Consider the following 20,242-nt stretch of genomic DNA (forward strand, 5'->3'; position numbering starts at 1 on the left):
TAACGTTATGAGAAAGACCAAAAGTATTTTGTTTGTATTGCTGTTATTAATCGCTTTTTCAGTAAGGGCAGGAGTTGTAGATACGATAAAAGTTTACAGCCCTTCAATGAAAAAAGATATTCAGGTTGTTGTTGTTATTCCTGAAAAGAGTAAAACTCCCGTTCCGGTTGTTTATTTGCTGCATGGTCATGGTGGTAATGCAAAAACGTGGGTTACAATACGGCCGGATTTGCCCCAGTTGGCCGATCAGTATGGAATTATGTTTGTTTGCCCCGACGGTAACCGCAATAGCTGGTATTGGGATAGCCCGAAAGATCCTTCTTTACGGTATGAAACTTTTGTTTCTGGCGAATTGATAAAGTACATAGATTCTCATTATTCTACAATCGAAGATCGTTCGGCTCGTGCCATTACCGGCCTGAGTATGGGTGGACATGGAGCTATGTGGCTTTCTTTGCGCCATAAAGACGTGTTTGGCGCTGCAGGCAGTACAAGTGGAGGGTTGGATATCCGTCCGTTCCCTAATAACTGGGAAATGGCGGAGAAGTTAGGAACAGAATCCGAAAATCGTGAAATATGGGAAGCTCACACTGCAATCAATCAGATTGATCGTTTGCGAAGCGGCGATTTAGCTTTAATTTTTGATTGTGGCTATGACGATTTCTTTTTTGAAGTGAACAATGATTTTCATAAGAAACTTTTAAAATATAAAATTGGTCATGATTTCATTGTCCGTCCCGGAGGTCATACCAACGAATACTGGAAGAATGCTATTGGTTACCAGATATTATTCTTCAAGAACTTTTTTGACAGGAACAAGAAAAAATGAATGTATATAAAAAACAGCCGTTGAAACACTTCAACGGCTGTTTTTTTGTCTGTTTTATAGGTTCGGATTTTAACTTAGCCCTTCAACCATACCATTAACAATATCTATATTTTTGGCTTGGGGTTCTTTGGGCAACCCCGGCATACGCATAATCTCACCCATTATAACGACGATCATTTCAGCTCCGTTGTTGATGATAATGTCGCGAACCTTTAACTCAAAATCTTTGGCGACACCATAGGCTTTTGGGTCGGATGAGAAAGAGTATTGCGTTTTGGCAATACAGATAGGATAGTGGGAAATTCCCAGGCTTTCTATCTGTTTTATCTTTTTGTCGGCCAACGTAGTATATACAACTGAAGAAGCTCCGTATATATTTTCAGCTACTTTTTTCACTTTTGTACGTACACTGTCTGTTTCTTCGTAAGTATATTTCAACGGTTCGGATGGATAGTTTTCTATTGTATCTGCTACCAGTTTGGCAAGTTCAATACCTCCTTCACCTCCTTCGGCAAAGACCGTATTCATGGCAAATCCTACACCCATTTGTTTACAATGCTGTGAGACAAGTTCAATTTCTTCGTCCGTATCAGAAGCAAAACGGTTAAAAGTGACGATTACTTGCTGGCCGAAACCTTGTATGTTCCGGATGTGTTTGTCTAGATTGGCTAGGCCGTTTTTTAATCCTTCTATGTTTTGTTCTTTTATTTTGTCTTCTGACACACCGCCGTGCAGTTTCAGGCTTTGTGCTGTTGCTACGATAACAGTTAGCTTGGGGTTTAGCCCGGCTTTACGGCATTTGATATTGAAAAACTTTTCGGCTCCTAAATCAGCGCCGAATCCGGCTTCTGTAATTACATAATCTCCGTAGGTCAAAGCCATTTTTGTTGCAAGGATGGAGTTGCAACCATGGGCAATATTGGCAAACGGGCCGCCATGAACGAATGCTGCTGTATTTTCGGTTGTTTGCACCAAGTTTGGCAGTAACGCGTCTTTCAGCAGGACAGTGATGGCTCCGGCTACTCCCAAATCTCTTACAGTAAAGGGTTTGTCGTCATAAGTATAGCCCAATAATATATTGCCTATGCGGCGTTTCAGGTCTTCCAGGTCTGTTGCCAGACAAAGAATTGCCATTATTTCAGATGCGGGAGTAATGTCGAATCCGGTTTCAGTCGGTATTCCGTTTGCCGAACCACCCAGCCCGGATACTATATTTCGCAGGCTACGGTCGTTAACATCCAATACACGTTTCCATTTAATCTCTTTAAGCCCTTCACAGTTATTGCGGGTTTGATAAATGTAATTATCCAGTAAAGCCGTTATCATGTTGTGGGCTGAAGTAATAGCATGGAAATCTCCGGTGAAGTGAAGGTTGATGTTTTCCATAGGCAGCACTTGCGAATAGCCTCCGCCGGCCGCTCCGCCTTTCATCCCGAAACACGGGCCTAAAGATGGTTCACGTAATGCCACAATCGCTTTTTTACCTATTTTATTCAATCCAAGGGCAAGGCCGATTGAGACTGTTGTTTTACCGACACCTGCTTTATTGGGAGTGATGGCTGTTACTAAAATAAGGTTGTGTTCCTTTATTTTTTGCTCATTGATGAGATGATTGGGAATTTTGGCAATATATCTGCCGTAGTTTTGTACTTCCTCCCGGGGAATACCAAGTCCTGAAGCAACCTCTTTTATTTTGCACAGAGAAACTTCCCGTGCAATTTCAATGTCCGATTTCATGTGTTATGTCAGTTTAAAATGTAAACAAAATAAGTGATTTTTAATTTAATAACAAAAAGATAGATGATAAGGTTTGTTATCGGTAGATAGAATGTTTTTATCTTTCATTTTGGATTTGTGGTAATAAAATTGGTTAATTTGACTTTGTGTTGATAGGTTTATGTGTCATAAATAAGTCTTTTTGCTTACTGGAGTTAGCAAAAATGATACATTTTGATTGTTTTAGTCTTAAAGAATTATAAAATTGCTGTCCTGTTGTTGTATATGTGATAATTTGTTTAATTTTGTGTCGTGATGATATTAAAAAGAAATAATAAATCATCTTTGTGTGATAAAAAGAAAGATGAGGCGATTGGGATGATGATAGAAGTATAATTTATGTAAGATTGGGTATTATGTCAACAGTAAGATTTAGTTTGGTAACGATCGCTACTAAATCGGTAGTAGCAGAAGTATGGGAAAAGGTTATGTCCGGCATCTTTAACAGCCGCGTGGAATCTGATAAAGACGGATTGAGTGAGTCGAAATGGGAAACAGAATTGCGGAAGCTTCAGGAAGAAGTACATTCATTGTGCCATCATGCTATTCACCAACTTTTACCTATGGCTGGAGTTTACCAACAAAGTCTGCTTGATAATTCGTTGCAAGCTTATTCAGTATATGCTCCGGAAGAAGCTGAAAAGGTCTTTAACGAAGGCAACCGGGTTATTGAAAATATTAAAGGGCATATTTCCGGTATTCGTTACAATGCTTGCGAAATGCGTAAAGCCAATCGCAAATTGAACGAGCTGGAAGATATGCATGCGAAAGCTATTATGTATCACAATACGGTTAAACCTTATATGAATACATTATGTTATCATATGGAGCAATTAAAAGCTATTTTAAGATAGTCAGTTATATACATGTTATGTTATAAAAAGGCCGGCGTGAAGTTATTCTTCAACCGGCTTTTTCGTATCATTATTTTATATAACTTTGCACCCTTAATTTGAGATAGATATGATTACATACATAATTATTGGCATAACAGTTGTTCTCTCCTTTATATGTTTCGGAAACAGGGAGTTGTTTATGAAATTGGCATTTATCCCTTACCGTACGGTTAAGAACCATGAATGGTATCGGTTGGTTACTCATGGCTTCATACATGCAGATATGACACATTTATTGGTAAACATGTTTACCTTCTGGTCTTTTGGCGTATATATGGAGCAAACATTTAAGTATATGGGCTTTGGAAACGGAGCTTACCTGGCTTTATATTTTGGAGGGATGATTATTGCTTCGGTTTATGACCTTATTAAGCATCGTAATGATCCGTATTATATATCTATAGGTGCTTCGGGTGCAGTTTCTGCAGTTCTGTTTTCTTCTATATTTTTTGATCCGTGGGGTAAAATCCTGTTTTTTGCAATCTTACCGATACCGGGTATTTTATTTGGAGTGCTCTATTTGATATATTGCCAGTATATGGCAAGAAAGGCCGGAGATAATATTAATCATAATGCCCATTTCTATGGAGCAGTTTACGGTTTTGTTTTTCCGATGTTACTGGAGCCTTCATTGCTGAATATGTTTCTTTCACACTTTGGATTGTAATCCTTACCTTTGCAGCTCCGAAAGAAAAAGCAGATGGATAAAGATAATAATTTCGGTAGATTACTGATACTGCTCCTGATCACATTTGTAATGTGTCTTGGCATGTACCGGTTGCCGGATCGGTTGTTTGGGTATAAAATAAAGAAGGTTGATTTGCTGGCCGATATACGTGTAAAACCACGGTCGCTTTCTCTCGACTCATTGAGGCAGCAATTGGAAGCAGAGAAGATGGTGCCGGTAGACTCGGCTGCTTTTCGCGATTCTATATTGAAAGTTGCTAATATTGATTCGATGGCTTTGGTAATACGTGATTCCTTATATAAAGCCGTTTATGCAGTACAAGGTGCAGATTCGTTAGGTATGCATATTGAAGATTATTCGGCCGGCCATATCGGTTTAAAACGTTTTTTTGCAGCATTGAATAACCGGCAACAAACCAAGCGTCCTGTGAGGATCGCTTTCTTGGGTGACTCTTTTATCGAAGGCGATATTATGGTTGCAGATTTTCGTTCGAATATGCAGAAACGATTCGGTGGAAGAGGTGTAGGTTTTGTTCCTGTAAATTCTGTTGCTGCACAATTCCGTCCGACGATTGAACAACATAGTGACGGTTGGACAATGTGGTCGATGCTTACAGACCATGAACACGCATATACCCTTTCCGGTATGATGTTTGAATCCCGGGGAGAAAAAGCTTCTGTTTCGATGAAAACAACCAACCGTTATCCGGAGCTTCAGAATGTATCTTCATTAAAGTTCATTTATGAACAAAGCAAAAATACAAAAATGAGTGTTGTTTGTAATGGAGAAACTGATACCTTGCATGTGGTGTTGCCGCCTACTGCTATTGTCACTCAGTATGAATTGACAGGTGCATTTAATAAGGCCGATTTTGTGTTTACGGATGCATCGGATTTACGGGCTTTGGGTGTAGCTTTGGAAGATAATACCGGTGTTGTGGTAGATAATTTTTCTTTACGGGGTAATTCTGGACTGATATTGGAGCGTATGGATATTCCCCGTTGCCAGGCATTGAATAAAATACGTCCGTATGATTTGATTATACTGCAATATGGTCTGAACGTAGTGAGCGAAGATGTTTTACAATATGGCTGGTATACGCAACGAATGGTAGGTGTTATTCGCCATTTGCAGTTGTGCTTTCCCCAGGCAGATATATTAATGTTGGGTGTTTCGGACCGGAGTAAACAAGAAGATGGCGAATTTGAGACGATGCCGGCTGTTTTAGCTTTGTTGCATGCACAACGTCAGGCAGCAAAACGGGCAGGTGTTCCATTCTGGAATGTGTTTGGAGCAATGGGAGGAGAGAATAGCATGGTTCGTTATGTAGAAAAAAACTGGGCAAGCAAGGATTATACACACCTTAGTTTCAGAGGAGGAAAAGAGATAGCTTCTTTTCTATATGAAGCCATATTGTTGGAAAAAGAATTTTATGATGAAGCAGAAAAAACAATATACTAGTATTGGCATTCTTTTACTGATATGGATATCGGCATTACTTACTCCCCGTTTTACGAAAGGAGTTATAGATGATAATATGCTACCATTATCAGAAGGAGATACACTGACAACTTCTTTTGTCCCTGTTTCCTGGCCGGCAACGACAATACCTGTTACAGATTCTTTATGTCGTATTACGGATGATACCCATTCTATAGAATCGTTTTTTGTAGCATTGGATTCTTTGCGGGCCGGAAAGGATACTGTTATCTCGGTCGTGCATTTAGGCGATTCGCATATTCAGGCGGGGCACTATAGCGGACAGGCAATGCGCCTTTTACAGCAACAGTTCGGTAATGCGGGACGAGGGTGGATTTCACCATTGAAGCTGAGCAAGACAAACGAACCGGATGACTATTTTATTTCGTCAGTCGTTAAAGAATGGATTGCAGGGAGATGCATACAAAAGGTGAAGAAAACGTCTCTTGGCATTGGTGGAATAGGAATTCAGACAGAATCACCTTCTGTAAACTTTGATATTAGTATTGCTCCTAATAATGGAGCCGGATATTCCTTTAACCAAGCTGTTTTATACAGAGGCGATAAATCCATGCCGATGCTTCCTGCCGGGAAGTCAAAAGAATCTGCTCATGTATCTTTTGATAAGGGGATTCACATTCCCGGAATACTTGCCGATACATTCCATATTTCTTTTTTGACAGATACTCTGCAATTGCATAGTACGCGTCGTAAACAGGGGACAGATACGTTGCTGCCTGCTTCTTCTTTTAATTCCGTATATTACGGATTTAACCTGACGAACGGTAAACCGGGTATTCTTTACCATTCAATAGGAGTAAACGGAGCTATGTTTGTAAATTATACAGATGAGAATTATGTACGCCAGCTGGCGTTACTTAATCCTTCGTTGCTCATTATTTCCTTGGGAACGAATGAGACTTTCGGACGTAATTTTACGTCACAGGAATTTGAAGGACAGGCAAAAGATTTTATCCGGCTTGTAAAAAAGTATATGCCGGATGTTTGCATACTGCTTACTACGCCTCCCGAATGTTATAAACGGGTTAGGGTGAATAAGAAACGTACTTTTGTCCGTAATGACAATACCCAACGTGCCGCAAAAGCTTTGGTTGATGTAGCCCGTAAGGAAGGAATTGCTTGTTGGGATTTATTTAGTGCTACAGGAGGTAAAAAATCGTCACGTAAGTGGCAAGAAAAGCAGATGTTCGGACGTGACCGGATTCATTTTACAAAAGAAGGTTATCAGGAACAAGGAATACTTTTATTCCGTGCTTTGATGGATACATATAATCAAACGAGAGAGAATAAAAGTGAGAATTGAAAATTGTAAATGCAATGGATAGTATGTTTTCATTGGAAAAGTTAGGAGAACTGTTTGTTTACCATCATAATGCGCCGATACTGTTTAGTAGCGGTTTATTCTTTTTCTTGTTTATAGGATTCCTGATAGTTTACATGTCTCTCAGGAAACATTTGTTGGCACGTATAATTTATGTTACTCTGTTCTCCCTTTATTTTTATTATAAAAGTAGTGGATTGTGGTTCGGGTTATTAGTTTTTACTGCAACTTCCGATTTTTGTATAGCACAGGGAATTTTCCATACTTCATCGAAGTTGAGGAAGAAATTATTTGTGACATTAAGTTTATGTGTTAATCTGGGAATGCTGGGCTATTTTAAGTATTTCAACTTTTTACGGGAAGTGATAGCTTCTATCGGCCATGAATTGGGTTATCATTTGGGAAATACAGCTATGCAGAGTATAAACTACCAACCGTTGGATATTTTCTTGCCGGTAGGCATTTCGTTTTTTACGTTCCAGAGCATCAGCTATGTTATGGATGTCTACAGAGGACGCATACAACCTCTTAACCGATGGATCGATTATGTGTTTTATGTTTCGTTCTTTCCTCAGTTGGTAGCTGGTCCTATCGTGCGTGCACGCGACTTTATCCCTCAGATTTATAAAACTCCGCAGGTTACCCGTTCAGAGTTTGGCGAAGGCCTTTTCCTTGTTTTATGCGGATTATTTAAGAAGACAGTTATATCCGATTATATCAGCATGAATTTTGTAGACCGTATATTCGATGCTCCGTTGCTTTATACCGGCTTGGAAAATCTGATGGGTGTATATGGTTATGCTTTACAGATCTATTGCGATTTTTCAGGATATTCGGATATGGCAATCGGTATAGCTTTGCTATTGGGTTTCCGTTTTAATATGAACTTTGATTCTCCGTATCAGTCGGCTTCTATTACCGAGTTTTGGAGGCGTTGGCATATTTCATTATCTTCTTGGTTGAAGGATTATTTGTACATATCGTTGGGTGGAAACCGTAAAGGAAGGGTGCGGACTTATATTAATTTGCTTATTACGATGCTTTTGGGCGGTCTATGGCATGGGGCATCCGTTAGCTTTATATTATGGGGCGCATTGCATGGGATTGCATTAGCGGTCGATAAATTTTTTATCGGTAATTTTGGTTTCAAACAACTGGGTGCCGAAATGAAGCCCCTGAATAGGATAGCAGGTATATTGATTACTTTTCACCTGGTATGTTTCGGGTGGATATTATTCCGTGCAAGCTCGATGAAAGTAGTAGAAGAGGTACTTACCCAGATTTTTACAAACTTTCATCCCGAAGTATTTATGCAGTTTGTTATGGGATATAAAGGTGTATTTATACTTATGGTAATTGGATATATACTGCATTTCATGCCGAAAAAAACGGAAAACTGGTTGCAGGGAGTTGTTACCCGTTCTCCTTTGTTACTCCAGGCTGCTATTTTAGCTACTGCTATTTTTATTGTGGTACAATTTAAAAGTGCGGGAGTACAGCCGTTTATTTATTTCCAATTCTAAAGGTTAAGTTCCGCAGATCCGATCCTGATACATTCTGGAATACACTTAGACCGAATTCCGGAATGACGGCTAAGATATGATCGAAGACGTCGGCTTGTACACCCTCATAAGGAACCCAATCTTTGATAGATGAAAAGAAATAGAGTTCAATAGGTATTCCTGTTTCAGTAGGTTGTAAATGACGTACCATGTAAATAAGTTCTTTGTTTACATCAGGCAGACTTTGCAGGTAACGTACAAGATAAGCCCGGAAGACTCCTAAGTTAGTTTGTCTTCTGCCGTTTACCCATATGGAATTATCTATGTGATGTTCTTCATTATAACGGTGCAATTCTTCTTCTTTCCCATCGATATAATCTGTTATTAGAGATATTTTACGGAATTTATCAAGCATTTCCTGATTACAGAAACATACACTGTTCATATCTATATTTATGGAGCGTTTGATACGGCGTCCGGGAGATTCACTCATACCTCGCCAGTTTTGGAAAGCATCTGTAACGAGAGCATAAGGAGGAATTGTTGTAATGGTATTGTCGAAGTTTTTTACTTTTACGGCATTTAGGGTAACTTCTATTACTGTTCCGTTTGCACCGTATTTATCCATGGTAATCCAATCCCCTGCGCGTAGCATATCGTTTGCCGACAATTGTATGCCGGCAACAAAACCTAATATTGTATCTTTGAATACTAGCATCAGGATAGCAGCCGAGGCTCCTAAACCGGCAAATAATGTAACAGGGGATTTATTAATCAGAATACTGATAATGAAGATGAATCCGATAAAGAATATAGTTACCTGAATAATCTGTATGAATCCTTTTAAAGGCTTATCCTTAAATGTTTCTTTCTGATTGTAAATTTCATGAATAACGTTCAGTGATGCACTGATGAAACGGAGAGATACGGCTATGATATAAATAGCACATACTTTTTGTAGGAAAATTAATAGTTTAGGAAATTCTTCGGGAGGAAAAGCAAAGGGAACCAGTATATATACCAGTATGGCCGGAATGATATGCATCATTTTATTAATGATTTTCCGTTCCACAATCAGATCATCCCATTGGTTTTTTGTCCTTTTGGCCAGCTTTTTAAACATGCCGAGGAAAATATAGCGGCAAGTGTAATCGATAGCTATTGTAATAAGAATGATAAACAAGAGTACAATAGTATTGTCTAATTGGCTGGCTGCATCATTAACAAGACCTAGGTCTGTCAGACGTTCGGTTATCCATTCTTGAATTGTGTGCATATCTGGTTATTTTATCTGATTGTCTATTCCGGTTATCAAAGATAATAATAAATGTAGAGAGTTTTACATTTTACTAAAACATCAGGATCATTTTCTAAAAACATCGGTATCTTTTTAGAAAATGATCCTGATGTTTTTTATAAGAGTATTAGTCTGAATATTGATATACCTTCAGTTCGAATTTGGGAACCATAGCAAAAAAGTGGTCAAAGATGTCTGACTGGATGCGTTCATAATCTTTCCATACTTTGTTACGTGAAAAGAAATAAATTTGGATAGGAACACCATATTCGGTGGATTGCAGCTGGCTGATTATTAAATCCAGCTCGGTGTTAACTATTGGTAAACTGGTTAAATAACGTTCTATGTATACGCGAAATACCTGTGAGTTTGTAGGAATAACACCTTCGGCCGGGTTATAATCGGATAAAAGAGGAACATCTTTTTTTAAGGAATCCAGCATTTCCGGTGTGCAAAATTTGATCGTATTCAAGTCCAGAAAAATAGATTTCATTACTCGCCGGCCTCCCGATTCTGTCATACCACGCCAGTTCTGGAAGGAATTGTTGACCAATGTATAAGGAGGAACCGTCGAAATTGTATTGTCGAAGTTCTGAATTTTTACTGTATTCAACGTAATTTCCTGCACAATTCCGTTCGCATTGGCTGCTGGTATGGTTATCCAGTCTCCGGGCCTGAGCATATCATTGGCCGATAATTGGATTCCGGCAACAAATCCCAGAATCGTATCTTTAAATACTAACATTAAGATAGCGGCAGAGGCGCCTAATCCTGCAAATAAAGTTGCCGGCGATTTGTTGACTATAATGGCTATAATAATAATACCTCCAATAAAAAATACCAATACCTGAAGCACTTGTATAAATCCTTTCATCGGGCGGTTCTTCATGGATTTCTTGAGTGTGGACATATCCAGCATCATTAGCAAAAGACCGTTAATTGCTAATAGTAGGGAAATGACAATATAAATTGAACATATTTTTTGGGAAATGACTAATAATTCTTTGCCGTTAACAAATGCCATTGGTAATAAATTGTACACTAAGAATGCGGGAATTGCGTGTACCAGATTATGTACAACTTTCCGTTTAATCATCAAAGTGTCCCATGTATAGTGGGTTTTCTGGGCTATTTTTCGTACACTACCTACGAAAATAGCCTGGAAAATATAATCTAAACCTATTGCAACGGCTACCATTAAGACAGCAATAATCGACTCGTCGAATGTGTTGGCAATTTTGGGATCTATTCCCCATCCGATAAGCAGTTTGTTCATCCAAGTTCCTAAATTTATCATAATAATCGTTTTCATCTTAATGAGATAACATACGAATCGCTATTTAGTTTATTTTGTTCGTCCGGAAAATTGTATATTTGTTGCAATATTTACGAACTTATGAAGTTCTGATGAAACATCTATTGCAAATCATGGCACTTACATGTTATACAAATATCCTATCTGCTCAGATACCGGAATCGCTCAAAGTTTATGAGCATACGTTGAGCAATGGTTTAACCGTTTGGCTGAATGAAGATCATACACAACCCAAAGTCTTTGGTGCTGTTGTGGTGAAAGCCGGTTCTAAAGATTGTCCGAATACGGGCATTGCCCATTATTTTGAGCATATGATGTTTAAAGGTACCGATAAAATCGGCACGACAGATTATGATGCCGAAAAGGTAGTATTGGATTCTATTGCCGCAAAATATGATGAATTGGCTGCTACTCAAGACAGCAAATTACGCTCGTCTATTCAAAAAGAGATTAATGAAATGAGTGTCCGGGCCGCAGAATATGTTATCCCGAATGAGTTCGACCGTTTGATTTCCAGATATGGCGGCACTAAATTAAATGCCGGGACTTCTTACGATTTTACTGTTTATTTCAATACTTTCTCTCCGCAATATATTACGCAATGGGCAGAAATAAACAGCGAACGTTTGTTGAATCCGGTTTTTCGTCTTTTTCAGAGTGAACTGGAAACAGTATATGAAGAGAAGAACATGTATAGCGATATGATCGGTAGCCAGGCAATTGAAAAATTGACTGAGCGCTATTTTTATCCGCATCCGTATGCTTATCCGATTATAGGGAGTACCGAAAGTTTGAAGAATCCTCGTTTATCCGAAATGCAGAAATTCTTTGAAACGTATTATGTGGGATCTAATATGGGATTGATATTAAGTGGCGACTTTGATGCCAAAACCGTTTTACCTATTTTAGAATCTGCCTTTTCGCGTATCCGTAAAGGTGAAGCACCTCAGAGGGAGATTGTAGAGATCCCTCCTTTTAAAGGTAAGGAAAAGATGAAAATAAAGGTTCCGATACCATTTGTGAAAGCAATGGCATTGGGGTTCAGAGGCGTACCGGCCAATCATAAAGATAAGGTGGCTTTGAATATAGCAATGGCGCTTCTGAACAATTCAAACGGAACCGGCTACCTGGATAAACTGACAGTGGAGCATAAAGTTATGGCTTCTATGGCTGTGAATGAGAGTATGAACGAGGCAGGCATTCTGGGAATTCTTGTTGTCCCGAAATTGTTTGTCCAATCTTATTCGGCTGCCGAAAAATTGGTTTGGAAGGAAATAAACCGTATTAAAACCGGAGATTTTAGTGAAGAGACTTTCCAGAGCCTGAAACTTGAACAAAAGCGTGAATATGATTCCGGATTAGAAGATATAAGTGTGCGTGCACAAGCTATGATGCGTATCTTTTCACAAGGGAAAAGCTGGAACGATTATTTGGATGAAGTTGCCCGCATTGATGATCTTTCAAAAGAAGATGTTATGGACGTGGCGCGTAAATATTTCAATGAAAACTATTTATATGTAACGAAGAAAACGGGTAAATATCCGAAGGATAATCTTCCTAAGCCGGATTATACTCCGGTAGTACCGAGGAATAAAGATGCTACTTCCAATTATGTGAAGCAATTACAGGAAATGCCGGAAAAAGAGCTGGAACCACGTTTGCTTGATTTCGAGAAAGATATAAAAATACGGCCGGTTACTTCATTGGCAACTCTGTATGCTTCTCCTAATCCGGTAAATGATATATTTTCTTTGCATTTGGTTTTTGGTATAGGTGCATTGGAACGGCCTATATTGAACCAGACAGCCGGTTATTTGCATTTTATCGGTACGGATTCTTTGTCTTTCAATGATTTTCGTAATCGTTTGCAGACATTGGGAAGTACGTTGGCTTTTGAGGTGAGCGATACGGATTTTGATGTTAAGGTGAGTGGTTTTGAGGCAAATTTACAAGAAACACTTACTTTAGTAGGTGATTTTATGCGTCATGCTAAAGCTGATAATAAAAAGCTAGGCCAAATTGTTGACGATGCGAAGGTAAGCAATAAAGCGTTTGCGAAATCCAGTGAAAGTTTGGCAAAAGCATTGTTGGAAAAAGTAATGTATGGTGAACAGTCCCGTTTCTGGACGAAATTGCCGTTGTCCCGGATAAAGAAATTGAAAGGCCAGGAGTTGGTAGACGCTTTTAACGAGGCTCGTAAAGTAGAATGCTCTATCCATTATTGCGGTTCACATTCTATGGATGAGGTGATTTCTTTGTTAAAAGAGAATTTGCCGGTTCAGGAAATTAATGTTCCTTCTGCTTATCCGTATTATCGGGAAACATTGTCTTATGACGAACCGGTTGTCTACTTTTTCGATATGCCGGATGTGTCGCAAAGTATAGTTTACGGATATATACAGGGAGATGCGTTGAAGGATGAGGAGACGCGTCATGCTGCAAAACTCTTTACCGGATATTTTGGTGGAGATATGTCTTCGTTGATGTTTCAGGAGATAAGGGAATTCCGTTCATTTGCATATCGTGTAAATGCCCGTATTAATCAACCGTCGGCTAAGTTGCCGGACAAGCCTGCTACATTTGTTACTATGCTTTCTACGCAGGGAGACAAAACATTGGATGCAATGACTGTACTCGATTCGTTGATAAAGAAAATGCCCGAACGTCCGGAAGCGCGTGTCGATGCAGTTAAGCAATCGATATTAAACTCTGTGAATAATGAATATCCTTCATTCAGACAGATTTCTCCTAAAATATATACCGCTTTGCGTAATGGATATAATACAGATCCGAACCGGGAGTTATTGGCGGATATTGAGAATATGCACATGAAAGATATTTCCGGTTTCTATGAAAAACATGTGGCAGGACGTCCGGTTGTATATGCTATTGTAGGAAGTTCTAAGCATATTGATATGAAAAAACTGGCATCGTTCGGAACGATCGTCAAAGTAAAAAGAAAAGACATCTATAAATAATGAATGTATAGTAAAGACGAATTAAAGAACCTGAAAGTAGAGTTTTGGGAAAGTTTTGCTGCTTTTTGTGAAGTTCAGCCTTATCTACGCGGAAGGAAAAAAGTTTGGACGTTGAATACGAAAGTAAAAGGAGTGGAGTTGAAGTTCGATGCTACACGAAACGGTGCTTATGTGATATTGGAGGTTGCTCATCGTCAGGAAGACCAACGTCTTGAGATGTTTGAAAAACTGACCTGGTACAAAGAAGTTCTGGAAAAAGATTTTCCAAACGGACTTATCTGGGATATTTGTTATACACGTGAAGCCGGAAATGAAGTAGCACGTATTTATACGGCAAAAGAAGGTATAGACTTTCATCGTCGGGAGCATTGGGGCGAATTCTTTTCTTTTATGTCGCGCCAGATGTATTTATTAGAAAGAAATTTTATGAAGATTGCTGAGTATCTGAGAGAGTAAAGGTTTTTGTCGTACTTTTGTCTATTATAACTACAAAATAATAAAAATGAAGAAAAATGTGTTGTTCCAGCTTTTGTTTGCTGGAGTTTTGTTTTTAGGAACATCTTGTTCTAAAGATGATGTGCCAGATGATCCGGAAGGAACGGTTTCTCTTAATATGCTTAACGAGCAAAACGGAAAGACACGACTTGGAACATCTGATGTTTATATAAATAAAGCGAATAATTTCTATACCAATTCGTGTCTGATTTCCGAAATTGGTAATGTTGGCGGAATAGGAAAAGAGGTTGAACCAAGATTAAATAACCTTGTACGTGAGGTTGCTGTGGCAACAGGAAATATGTATCAGGTTTTTGATGCGGAAACTGTCTTTGATTTTCCTTCGGGAACCAGGGCGATAATGACCGGGGCTGCCTATTATCGTTTTTATGTCGTAGCTCCGATTGCAGTTGATGATGTTCAAACCGGAGCTATTGTGAAATATGTTTCTGTTTATCCTGATGCACAAGGTCTGCCTGAGTATGGAAAATCTCTCGGAACGGTAACTTATGTTGGTGAAACGGTTTCAATGGAATTGCCTAAAAATACGGAATGTTTTTGGTATGGCGGCGTTTCTGAAGTATTCGATATTTCTGCCGGTGATGGTGTATTGCGAATGACTTTAAATAGAACATCTACTGAATTTAACGGTATATCGGGTACATATGAGGTCTATATTCGTTTGGGCAATGTTTACACAAGTGTGACTGTCCGCGTAAACTAATATTGATTAATATAAAATGAGATTTATAGCCACACTTAATGGTATAAATAATAAGTAAGGAAATGGGATGGATTTATTTATTGCTGGGAGGCTTCTTTGAAATAGGATGGCCGGTTGGTATGAAACTGGCACAGACAACGGGATTGCGTTTTCTGTATCTAGCCTTAGCCGTTGTATCGATGGGACTGAGCGGTTATTTTTTGTATATGGCTCAACGAACGATCCCTATTGGTACGGCTTATGTTGTGTGGACAGGCATTGGTGCCGTAGGAACTTTGTTGATCGGTATTTTCTTTTTTCATGACTCGGCAAGTATTTGGCGTTTGCTATCGGCCTTCTTAATTATTGCCGGAATAATAGGTTTGAAATTAGCATCGTGAAAAATTAAGCTGGAATAGATAATATTTTGACAGATTTATTTGTTAAATGAATAATTATTGTAACTTTGTGACGTAAATAATGAAATAAATGAAAAGAATAGCTTTACATCATCGCCATCATCATTACAACGGGCAATAGTTCGGTGGGCTGTGTGATAGTAAAGATTCGCAATAAACAAGTAAGGCTTGCCGTTTATACGGTAAGCCTTATTTTGTTTTTAAGATGATAATTTTAAAACAAAATACTTATGTTACGAATTGCAGTACAATCAAAAGGTCGTTTATACGACGAAACCATGTTATTGCTGGAAGAAGCCGGCATCAAGTTGAACCGGGGGAAACGTATTCTGCTTTTATCGGCAAAAGGCTTTCCTGTAGAAGTATTATTTCTGCGTGACGACGATATACCACAGTCTGTAGCCAATGGCGTGGCAGATATAGGCATCGTTGGAGAAAATGAATACGTAGAAAAGGGTGGGGAAGCCAAACTGATAAAACGTCTGGGATTCAGTAAGTGCCGTTTATCTCTGGCTATTCCGAAAGAGGAAGAATATAAGGGCATCGAATGGTTTGAAGGAAAAACGATTGCTACATCATATCCGGAGATTCTGAAAGCCTATCTGGCCGAAAAAAAAGTAAAAGCCGAATTTCATGTTATCAGCGGTTCGGTAGAAATAGCTCCGGGCATTGGTCTGGCAGATGCCATTTTTGATATTGTAAGTTCTGGCAGTACTTTGGTGAGCAACCAATTGAAAGAAGTTGAAGTAATTATGCAGAGCGAAGCTTTGCTGATTGCAAATAATGAATTGTCGGAAGAAAAGCAAGCTATTTTGGATGAACTATTGTTCCGTTTTGAGGCAATTCAAGTAGCGGAAGGCAAGAAATACGTATTATTAAATGCTCCAAAGGAAAAACTGAATGAGATTATAGAAGTATTACCGGGAATGAAAAGTCCGACGGTGACTCCTTTAGCTAATGGAGATTGGGTTTCTGTTCAATCTGTTATAGCAGAGAAACATTTTTGGGAAATTATTGGTAAACTTAAATCATTGGGGGCAGAAGGCATTTTGGTTATCCCTATTGAGAAAATGATATTATAGCTATGGAAATCATTAAATATCCGTCAAGGGAAGAATGGCCTTTATTATTGACCAGACCGGCATTGAATGTAAGTATGTTATTTGATACGGTTCGTCCGGTTTTGAATGAAGTACGCGCAGAAGGTGATGCGGCAGTAAGACGATACGAAGAAAAGTTTGACAATGTAACGCTTTCTGATTTACAGGTTTCCGAAGAAGAAATTAACGAAGCTAAGAATCTGGTGTCAGACGAATTGCAACAGGCAATCCGTACGGCAAAGGGAAATATAGAGAAATTCCATGCTTCACAGCGTTTTACAGGCCAGAAGGTGGAAACGATTACCGGCGTGACATGTTGGCAAAAAGCAGTTGCCATAGAGAAAGTCGGTTTGTATATTCCGGGAGGAACGGCGCCATTGTTTTCCACAGTATTAATGTTGGCTGTTCCGGCGCGTATTGCCGGATGTAAAGAGGTAGTATTATGTACGCCGCCGGATAAAGACGGTAGAGTACATCCTGCCATATTATTTGCGGCAGAAGTTGCGGGTGTGAATAAAATATTTAAGATAGGAGGAATACAAGCTATTGCTGCAATGGCTTATGGTACGGAGTCTGTACCAAAGGTGTATAAGATATTTGGTCCGGGAAATCAATATGTGACGGCTGCGAAACAACTTGTAAGTTTGAAAGATGTGGCAATAGATATGCCTGCCGGTCCATCTGAGGTGGAAGTGATTGCTGATGAAAAAGCTAATCCCGATTTTATTGCTGCCGATTTTTTATCGCAGGCAGAACATGGTGTGGATAGCCAGGCCATATTGGTTACAACATCGGAGTATATTGTAGACAAAGTCGTACGGGCTATCGAAGGTCAGTTGGAAAAGCTGAGTCGTAAAGAAATTACAGAGAAATCGTTATCCCATAGCCGTATTATTGTTTTGGACAATGAACAGGAAGTGATTGATTTTACGAACCAATATGCCCCGGAACATTTGATCATTCAAATGGAAAACTATTCTGATGTAGCCGAAAAAGTAGAGAATGCGGGAAGTGTTTTCATGGGTGCTTATACGCCGGAAAGTGCCGGCGACTATGCTTCGGGGACAAATCATACATTGCCTACTAATGGTTATGCAAAAGCTTATAGTGGCGTGAATCTGGATAGTTTCATCAAAAAGATCACTTTCCAGGAGATTACTTCCGAGGGAATACGTAACTTAGGTGGCGCAATTCAGACGATGGCTGCAAATGAGTTGCTGGATGCACACCGTAATGCTGTAACTGTTAGACTGAAGACATTATGATTAGTTTGGAAAAATTGGTAAGGCGAAATGTATGGAACATGAAGCCATATTCGTCTGCAAGAAATGAATTTCATGGGGAAGCTTCCGTATTTCTGGATGCAAACGAGAATCCATGGAATACAGCATATAACCGTTATCCGGATCCTTTGCAAATACAATTGAAAGAACGTATTTCGAAACTAAAAGGTGTTGAGACATCTTCTATATTTTTGGGAAACGGAAGTGATGAGGCTATCGATTTAATATTCAGGGCGTTTTGCGAACCCGGGATGGATTGTGCAATTATGATCGATCCTTCGTATGGCATGTATGAAGTATGTGCCAATTTGAATAATGTGGAATGTAAAAAGGTCTTATTAAATAGCAACTTTGATCTGGATGCGGATAAAATAATAGAGTTGGATGACAATTGGACTAAAGTTGTTTTTCTGTGTTCTCCGAATAATCCTACCGGAAATAGTTTAAACCGGAATGAAATATGTAAAATACTGGATAGGTTTCAGGGACTTGTTGTGATAGATGAAGCATATATAGATTTTTCTTCCCAGCCTTCGTTTCTTTCGGAATTAGATAAATATCCCAATTTAATTGTTCTGCAGACCTTATCAAAAGCTTGGGGAGCGGCTGCAATTCGTTTGGGTATGGCATTTGCTTCTCCTGAAATTATAGGTGTCTTTAATAAAATAAAGTATCCGTATAACGTGAGTAAACCTTCACAGGAAGCAGCATTGGCCGTGTTGGAAAATGAGAAAAACATGCGTGAGGAATTGCGGGTGATTCTTTATGAACGTGCACGCTTGGAGAAAGCTTTGGTAGAATCTCCTTATATGTTTAAGGTTTATCCTTCGGATGCCAACTTTTTATTGGTGGAAGTAGGAAATGCCAATAATGCATATAATTATTTAGTAAAACAAGGCATAGTTGTACGTAATCGCAATAATGTAACCATGTGCCGGGGCTGTTTACGCATTACGGTTGGTACGCCGGAAGAGAATAAAATGATATTAAATGCTTTGAAAAGTATTCCATTATGAAAAGAGCTCTTTTTGTAGATCGGGACGGGACATTGGTTATTGAGCCTCCGGTAGATTACCAGTTGGATAATCTGGATAAATTGGAATTTTATCCGAAAGTATTCAGAAATTTATATTTCCTTCGTGAAAATCTGGATTTTGAATTTGTGATGGTTACAAACCAGGATGGTCTGGGAACATCTTCTTTTCCTGAAGAAACTTTCTGGCCGGCTCATAATATGATACTGAAAACGTTGGAAGGAGAAGGGATTGTTTTTGATGATATTCTGATAGACCGTTCTTTTCCTGAAGATAATTCACCTAACCGTAAACCTCGTACAGGAATGTTAGGAAAATATCTGGATGGCGGGTATGACCTGGCGAATAGCTATGTAATAGGTGACCGTCTTACAGACCTGGAATTGGCGAAGAATTTGGGAGCTAAAAGTATCTGGTTAATAGATACTGACAGTGTAGGAGAGGAGGTAATGGCAAAAGGTATGGCGTTGTCTCCGGTACTTATTACTGACGATTGGGATAAAATTACGGAATTTCTGTATGCCGGCGAACGTCGTGCCATTGTACAACGTACAACAAAAGAGACCGATATTTATGTGGAACTAAACCTGGATGGTAACGGAAAGACAGAAATTGAGACGGGACTTGGTTTTTTTGACCACATGTTGGATCAAATAGGTAAACATTCCGGTATCGATTTGGTTATTCGTGTTAAAGGCGATCTTAATGTAGATGAACATCATACTATAGAAGATACAGCCATCGCTTTGGGTGAAGCCTTGCTGAAAGCTTTAGGAGACAAGAGAGGAATAGAACGTTATGGTTTTACTTTGCCTATGGATGATTGCTTGTGTAGTGTTGCTTTGGACTTTGGCGGACGTCCTTGGTTGGTATGGGATGCCGAATTTCATCGTGAAAAAGTTGGTGATATGCCGACCGAAATGTTTCTTCATTTCTTTAAAAGTTTGAGTGATGCGTCGCGTATGAATTTGAATATAAAAGCGGAAGGTACGAATGAACACCATAAAATAGAAGGTATATTTAAAGCTCTGGCACGTTCTATCAAAATGGCGATACGCAGGGATATTTACCATTATAGTTTACCAAGTACAAAAGGAGTAATTTAA

17 protein-coding genes are annotated in these 20,242 nt (G+C 39.1%); 14 read left to right on the plus strand and 3 right to left on the minus strand.

The window, feature by feature from the left end:
- Positions 1-7 precede the first annotated feature (7 nt).
- Positions 8-829: an alpha/beta hydrolase gene (locus tag ACYIB7_RS07070; protein ID WP_103983190.1), complete on the plus strand. Its 822-nt coding sequence runs from the start codon at positions 8-10 to the stop codon at positions 827-829.
- Between the two features lie 69 nt (positions 830-898).
- Here the strand turns inward: ACYIB7_RS07070 and ACYIB7_RS07075 are convergent, their stop codons facing one another.
- Complete coding sequence (locus ACYIB7_RS07075; RefSeq protein WP_480338399.1) at positions 899-2,566, minus strand: formate--tetrahydrofolate ligase; 1,668 nt, start codon at positions 2,564-2,566, stop codon at positions 899-901.
- A gap of 395 nt (positions 2,567-2,961) precedes the next feature.
- On the opposite strand from ACYIB7_RS07075, the gene ACYIB7_RS07080 reads away from it, so the two are divergent.
- The 5 genes from ACYIB7_RS07080 (at position 2,962) to ACYIB7_RS07100 (ending at position 8,533) form a co-directional block, all read left to right on the plus strand.
- Entirely contained in the window at positions 2,962-3,459 is a 498-nt protein-coding gene (locus ACYIB7_RS07080; protein ID WP_103983192.1) for a glutamine synthetase, read from the plus strand.
- A 109-nt stretch (positions 3,460-3,568) separates the two neighbouring features.
- On the plus strand, positions 3,569-4,168 hold the full coding sequence (locus ACYIB7_RS07085) for a rhomboid family intramembrane serine protease (protein ID WP_103983193.1): 600 nt from the start codon (positions 3,569-3,571) through the stop codon (positions 4,166-4,168).
- Between the two features lie 33 nt (positions 4,169-4,201).
- Positions 4,202-5,650 (plus strand): SGNH/GDSL hydrolase family protein, encoded by a 1,449-nt coding sequence (locus ACYIB7_RS07090; RefSeq protein ID WP_103983194.1) that lies wholly within the window; start codon positions 4,202-4,204, stop codon positions 5,648-5,650.
- Positions 5,622-6,992, plus strand: a complete 1,371-nt coding sequence (locus ACYIB7_RS07095) for a GDSL-type esterase/lipase family protein (protein WP_103983195.1) — start codon at positions 5,622-5,624, stop codon at positions 6,990-6,992. The genes ACYIB7_RS07090 and ACYIB7_RS07095 overlap by 29 nt, the downstream gene beginning before the upstream one ends.
- 14 nt (positions 6,993-7,006) lie before the next feature.
- Positions 7,007-8,533 carry an MBOAT family O-acyltransferase gene (locus ACYIB7_RS07100; protein WP_480338461.1) on the plus strand — a complete coding sequence of 509 codons (1,527 nt, stop codon included), beginning with the start codon at positions 7,007-7,009 and terminating at the stop codon, positions 8,531-8,533.
- On the opposite strand, the gene ACYIB7_RS07105 is transcribed toward ACYIB7_RS07100, so the two are convergent.
- Both ACYIB7_RS07105 and ACYIB7_RS07110 read right to left on the minus strand, forming a co-directional pair.
- Entirely contained in the window at positions 8,514-9,788 is a 1,275-nt protein-coding gene (locus tag ACYIB7_RS07105; protein ID WP_480338400.1) for a mechanosensitive ion channel family protein, read from the minus strand. The two genes, ACYIB7_RS07100 and ACYIB7_RS07105, sit on opposite strands and share 20 nt — an antisense overlap.
- Before the next feature lie 148 nt (positions 9,789-9,936).
- Positions 9,937-11,106, minus strand: coding sequence for a mechanosensitive ion channel family protein (locus ACYIB7_RS07110; RefSeq protein WP_103983217.1), 1,170 nt, complete (start codon positions 11,104-11,106; stop codon positions 9,937-9,939).
- A 131-nt stretch (positions 11,107-11,237) separates the two neighbouring features.
- Between ACYIB7_RS07110 and ACYIB7_RS07115 the strand changes: the two genes are divergently transcribed.
- The 8 genes from ACYIB7_RS07115 to hisB all read left to right on the plus strand — a co-directional run bounded on the left by ACYIB7_RS07115 (position 11,238) and on the right by hisB (position 20,242).
- Positions 11,238-14,102 carry a M16 family metallopeptidase gene (locus tag ACYIB7_RS07115; protein WP_480338462.1) on the plus strand — a complete coding sequence of 955 codons (2,865 nt, stop codon included), beginning with the start codon at positions 11,238-11,240 and terminating at the stop codon, positions 14,100-14,102.
- A 3-nt stretch (positions 14,103-14,105) separates the two neighbouring features.
- Complete coding sequence (locus ACYIB7_RS07120; RefSeq protein ID WP_099462865.1) at positions 14,106-14,558, plus strand: DUF4268 domain-containing protein; 453 nt, start codon at positions 14,106-14,108, stop codon at positions 14,556-14,558.
- A gap of 46 nt (positions 14,559-14,604) precedes the next feature.
- Positions 14,605-15,321 carry a DUF5036 family protein gene (locus ACYIB7_RS07125; protein WP_480338401.1) on the plus strand — a complete coding sequence of 239 codons (717 nt, stop codon included), beginning with the start codon at positions 14,605-14,607 and terminating at the stop codon, positions 15,319-15,321.
- Positions 15,322-15,383: 62 nt separating this feature from the next.
- Positions 15,384-15,701, plus strand: coding sequence for a DMT family transporter (locus ACYIB7_RS07130; RefSeq protein WP_099462863.1), 318 nt, complete (start codon positions 15,384-15,386; stop codon positions 15,699-15,701).
- 248 nt (positions 15,702-15,949) lie between these two features.
- Complete coding sequence (gene hisG, locus ACYIB7_RS07135) at positions 15,950-16,801, plus strand: ATP phosphoribosyltransferase (protein WP_099462862.1); 852 nt, start codon at positions 15,950-15,952, stop codon at positions 16,799-16,801.
- Between the two features lie 2 nt (positions 16,802-16,803).
- Entirely contained in the window at positions 16,804-18,084 is a 1,281-nt protein-coding gene (hisD, locus tag ACYIB7_RS07140; RefSeq protein ID WP_480338402.1) for a histidinol dehydrogenase, read from the plus strand.
- Complete coding sequence (hisC, locus tag ACYIB7_RS07145) at positions 18,081-19,118, plus strand: histidinol-phosphate transaminase (protein WP_480338403.1); 1,038 nt, start codon at positions 18,081-18,083, stop codon at positions 19,116-19,118. Before hisD ends, hisC begins: the two co-directional genes overlap by 4 nt.
- Positions 19,115-20,242 (plus strand): bifunctional histidinol-phosphatase/imidazoleglycerol-phosphate dehydratase HisB, encoded by a 1,128-nt coding sequence (gene hisB, locus ACYIB7_RS07150; RefSeq protein ID WP_103982323.1) that lies wholly within the window; start codon positions 19,115-19,117, stop codon positions 20,240-20,242. The genes hisC and hisB overlap by 4 nt, the downstream gene beginning before the upstream one ends.

This window comes from Parabacteroides sp. KHUB-03, assembly GCF_056640975.1.

Bases quoted from the DNA above. Each gene is read 5' to 3' on its own strand.
- ACYIB7_RS07070 (WP_103983190.1), top strand. From the start codon at position 8: ATGAGAAAGACCAAAAGTATTTTGTTTGTATTGCTGTTATTAATCGCT.
- ACYIB7_RS07075 (WP_480338399.1), bottom strand. From the start codon at position 2,566: ATGAAATCGGACATTGAAATTGCACGGGAAGTTTCTCTGTGCAAAATA.
- ACYIB7_RS07080 (WP_103983192.1), top strand. From the start codon at position 2,962: ATGTCAACAGTAAGATTTAGTTTGGTAACGATCGCTACTAAATCGGTA.
- ACYIB7_RS07085 (WP_103983193.1), top strand. From the start codon at position 3,569: ATGATTACATACATAATTATTGGCATAACAGTTGTTCTCTCCTTTATA.
- ACYIB7_RS07090 (WP_103983194.1), top strand. From the start codon at position 4,202: ATGGATAAAGATAATAATTTCGGTAGATTACTGATACTGCTCCTGATC.
- ACYIB7_RS07095 (WP_103983195.1), top strand. From the start codon at position 5,622: ATGATGAAGCAGAAAAAACAATATACTAGTATTGGCATTCTTTTACTG.
- ACYIB7_RS07100 (WP_480338461.1), top strand. From the start codon at position 7,007: ATGGATAGTATGTTTTCATTGGAAAAGTTAGGAGAACTGTTTGTTTAC.
- ACYIB7_RS07105 (WP_480338400.1), bottom strand. From the start codon at position 9,788: ATGCACACAATTCAAGAATGGATAACCGAACGTCTGACAGACCTAGGT.
- ACYIB7_RS07110 (WP_103983217.1), bottom strand. From the start codon at position 11,106: ATGATAAATTTAGGAACTTGGATGAACAAACTGCTTATCGGATGGGGA.
- ACYIB7_RS07115 (WP_480338462.1), top strand. From the start codon at position 11,238: ATGGCACTTACATGTTATACAAATATCCTATCTGCTCAGATACCGGAA.
- ACYIB7_RS07120 (WP_099462865.1), top strand. From the start codon at position 14,106: ATGTATAGTAAAGACGAATTAAAGAACCTGAAAGTAGAGTTTTGGGAA.
- ACYIB7_RS07125 (WP_480338401.1), top strand. From the start codon at position 14,605: ATGAAGAAAAATGTGTTGTTCCAGCTTTTGTTTGCTGGAGTTTTGTTT.
- ACYIB7_RS07130 (WP_099462863.1), top strand. From the start codon at position 15,384: ATGGGATGGATTTATTTATTGCTGGGAGGCTTCTTTGAAATAGGATGG.
- hisG (WP_099462862.1), top strand. From the start codon at position 15,950: ATGTTACGAATTGCAGTACAATCAAAAGGTCGTTTATACGACGAAACC.
- hisD (WP_480338402.1), top strand. From the start codon at position 16,804: ATGGAAATCATTAAATATCCGTCAAGGGAAGAATGGCCTTTATTATTG.
- hisC (WP_480338403.1), top strand. From the start codon at position 18,081: ATGATTAGTTTGGAAAAATTGGTAAGGCGAAATGTATGGAACATGAAG.
- hisB (WP_103982323.1), top strand. From the start codon at position 19,115: ATGAAAAGAGCTCTTTTTGTAGATCGGGACGGGACATTGGTTATTGAG.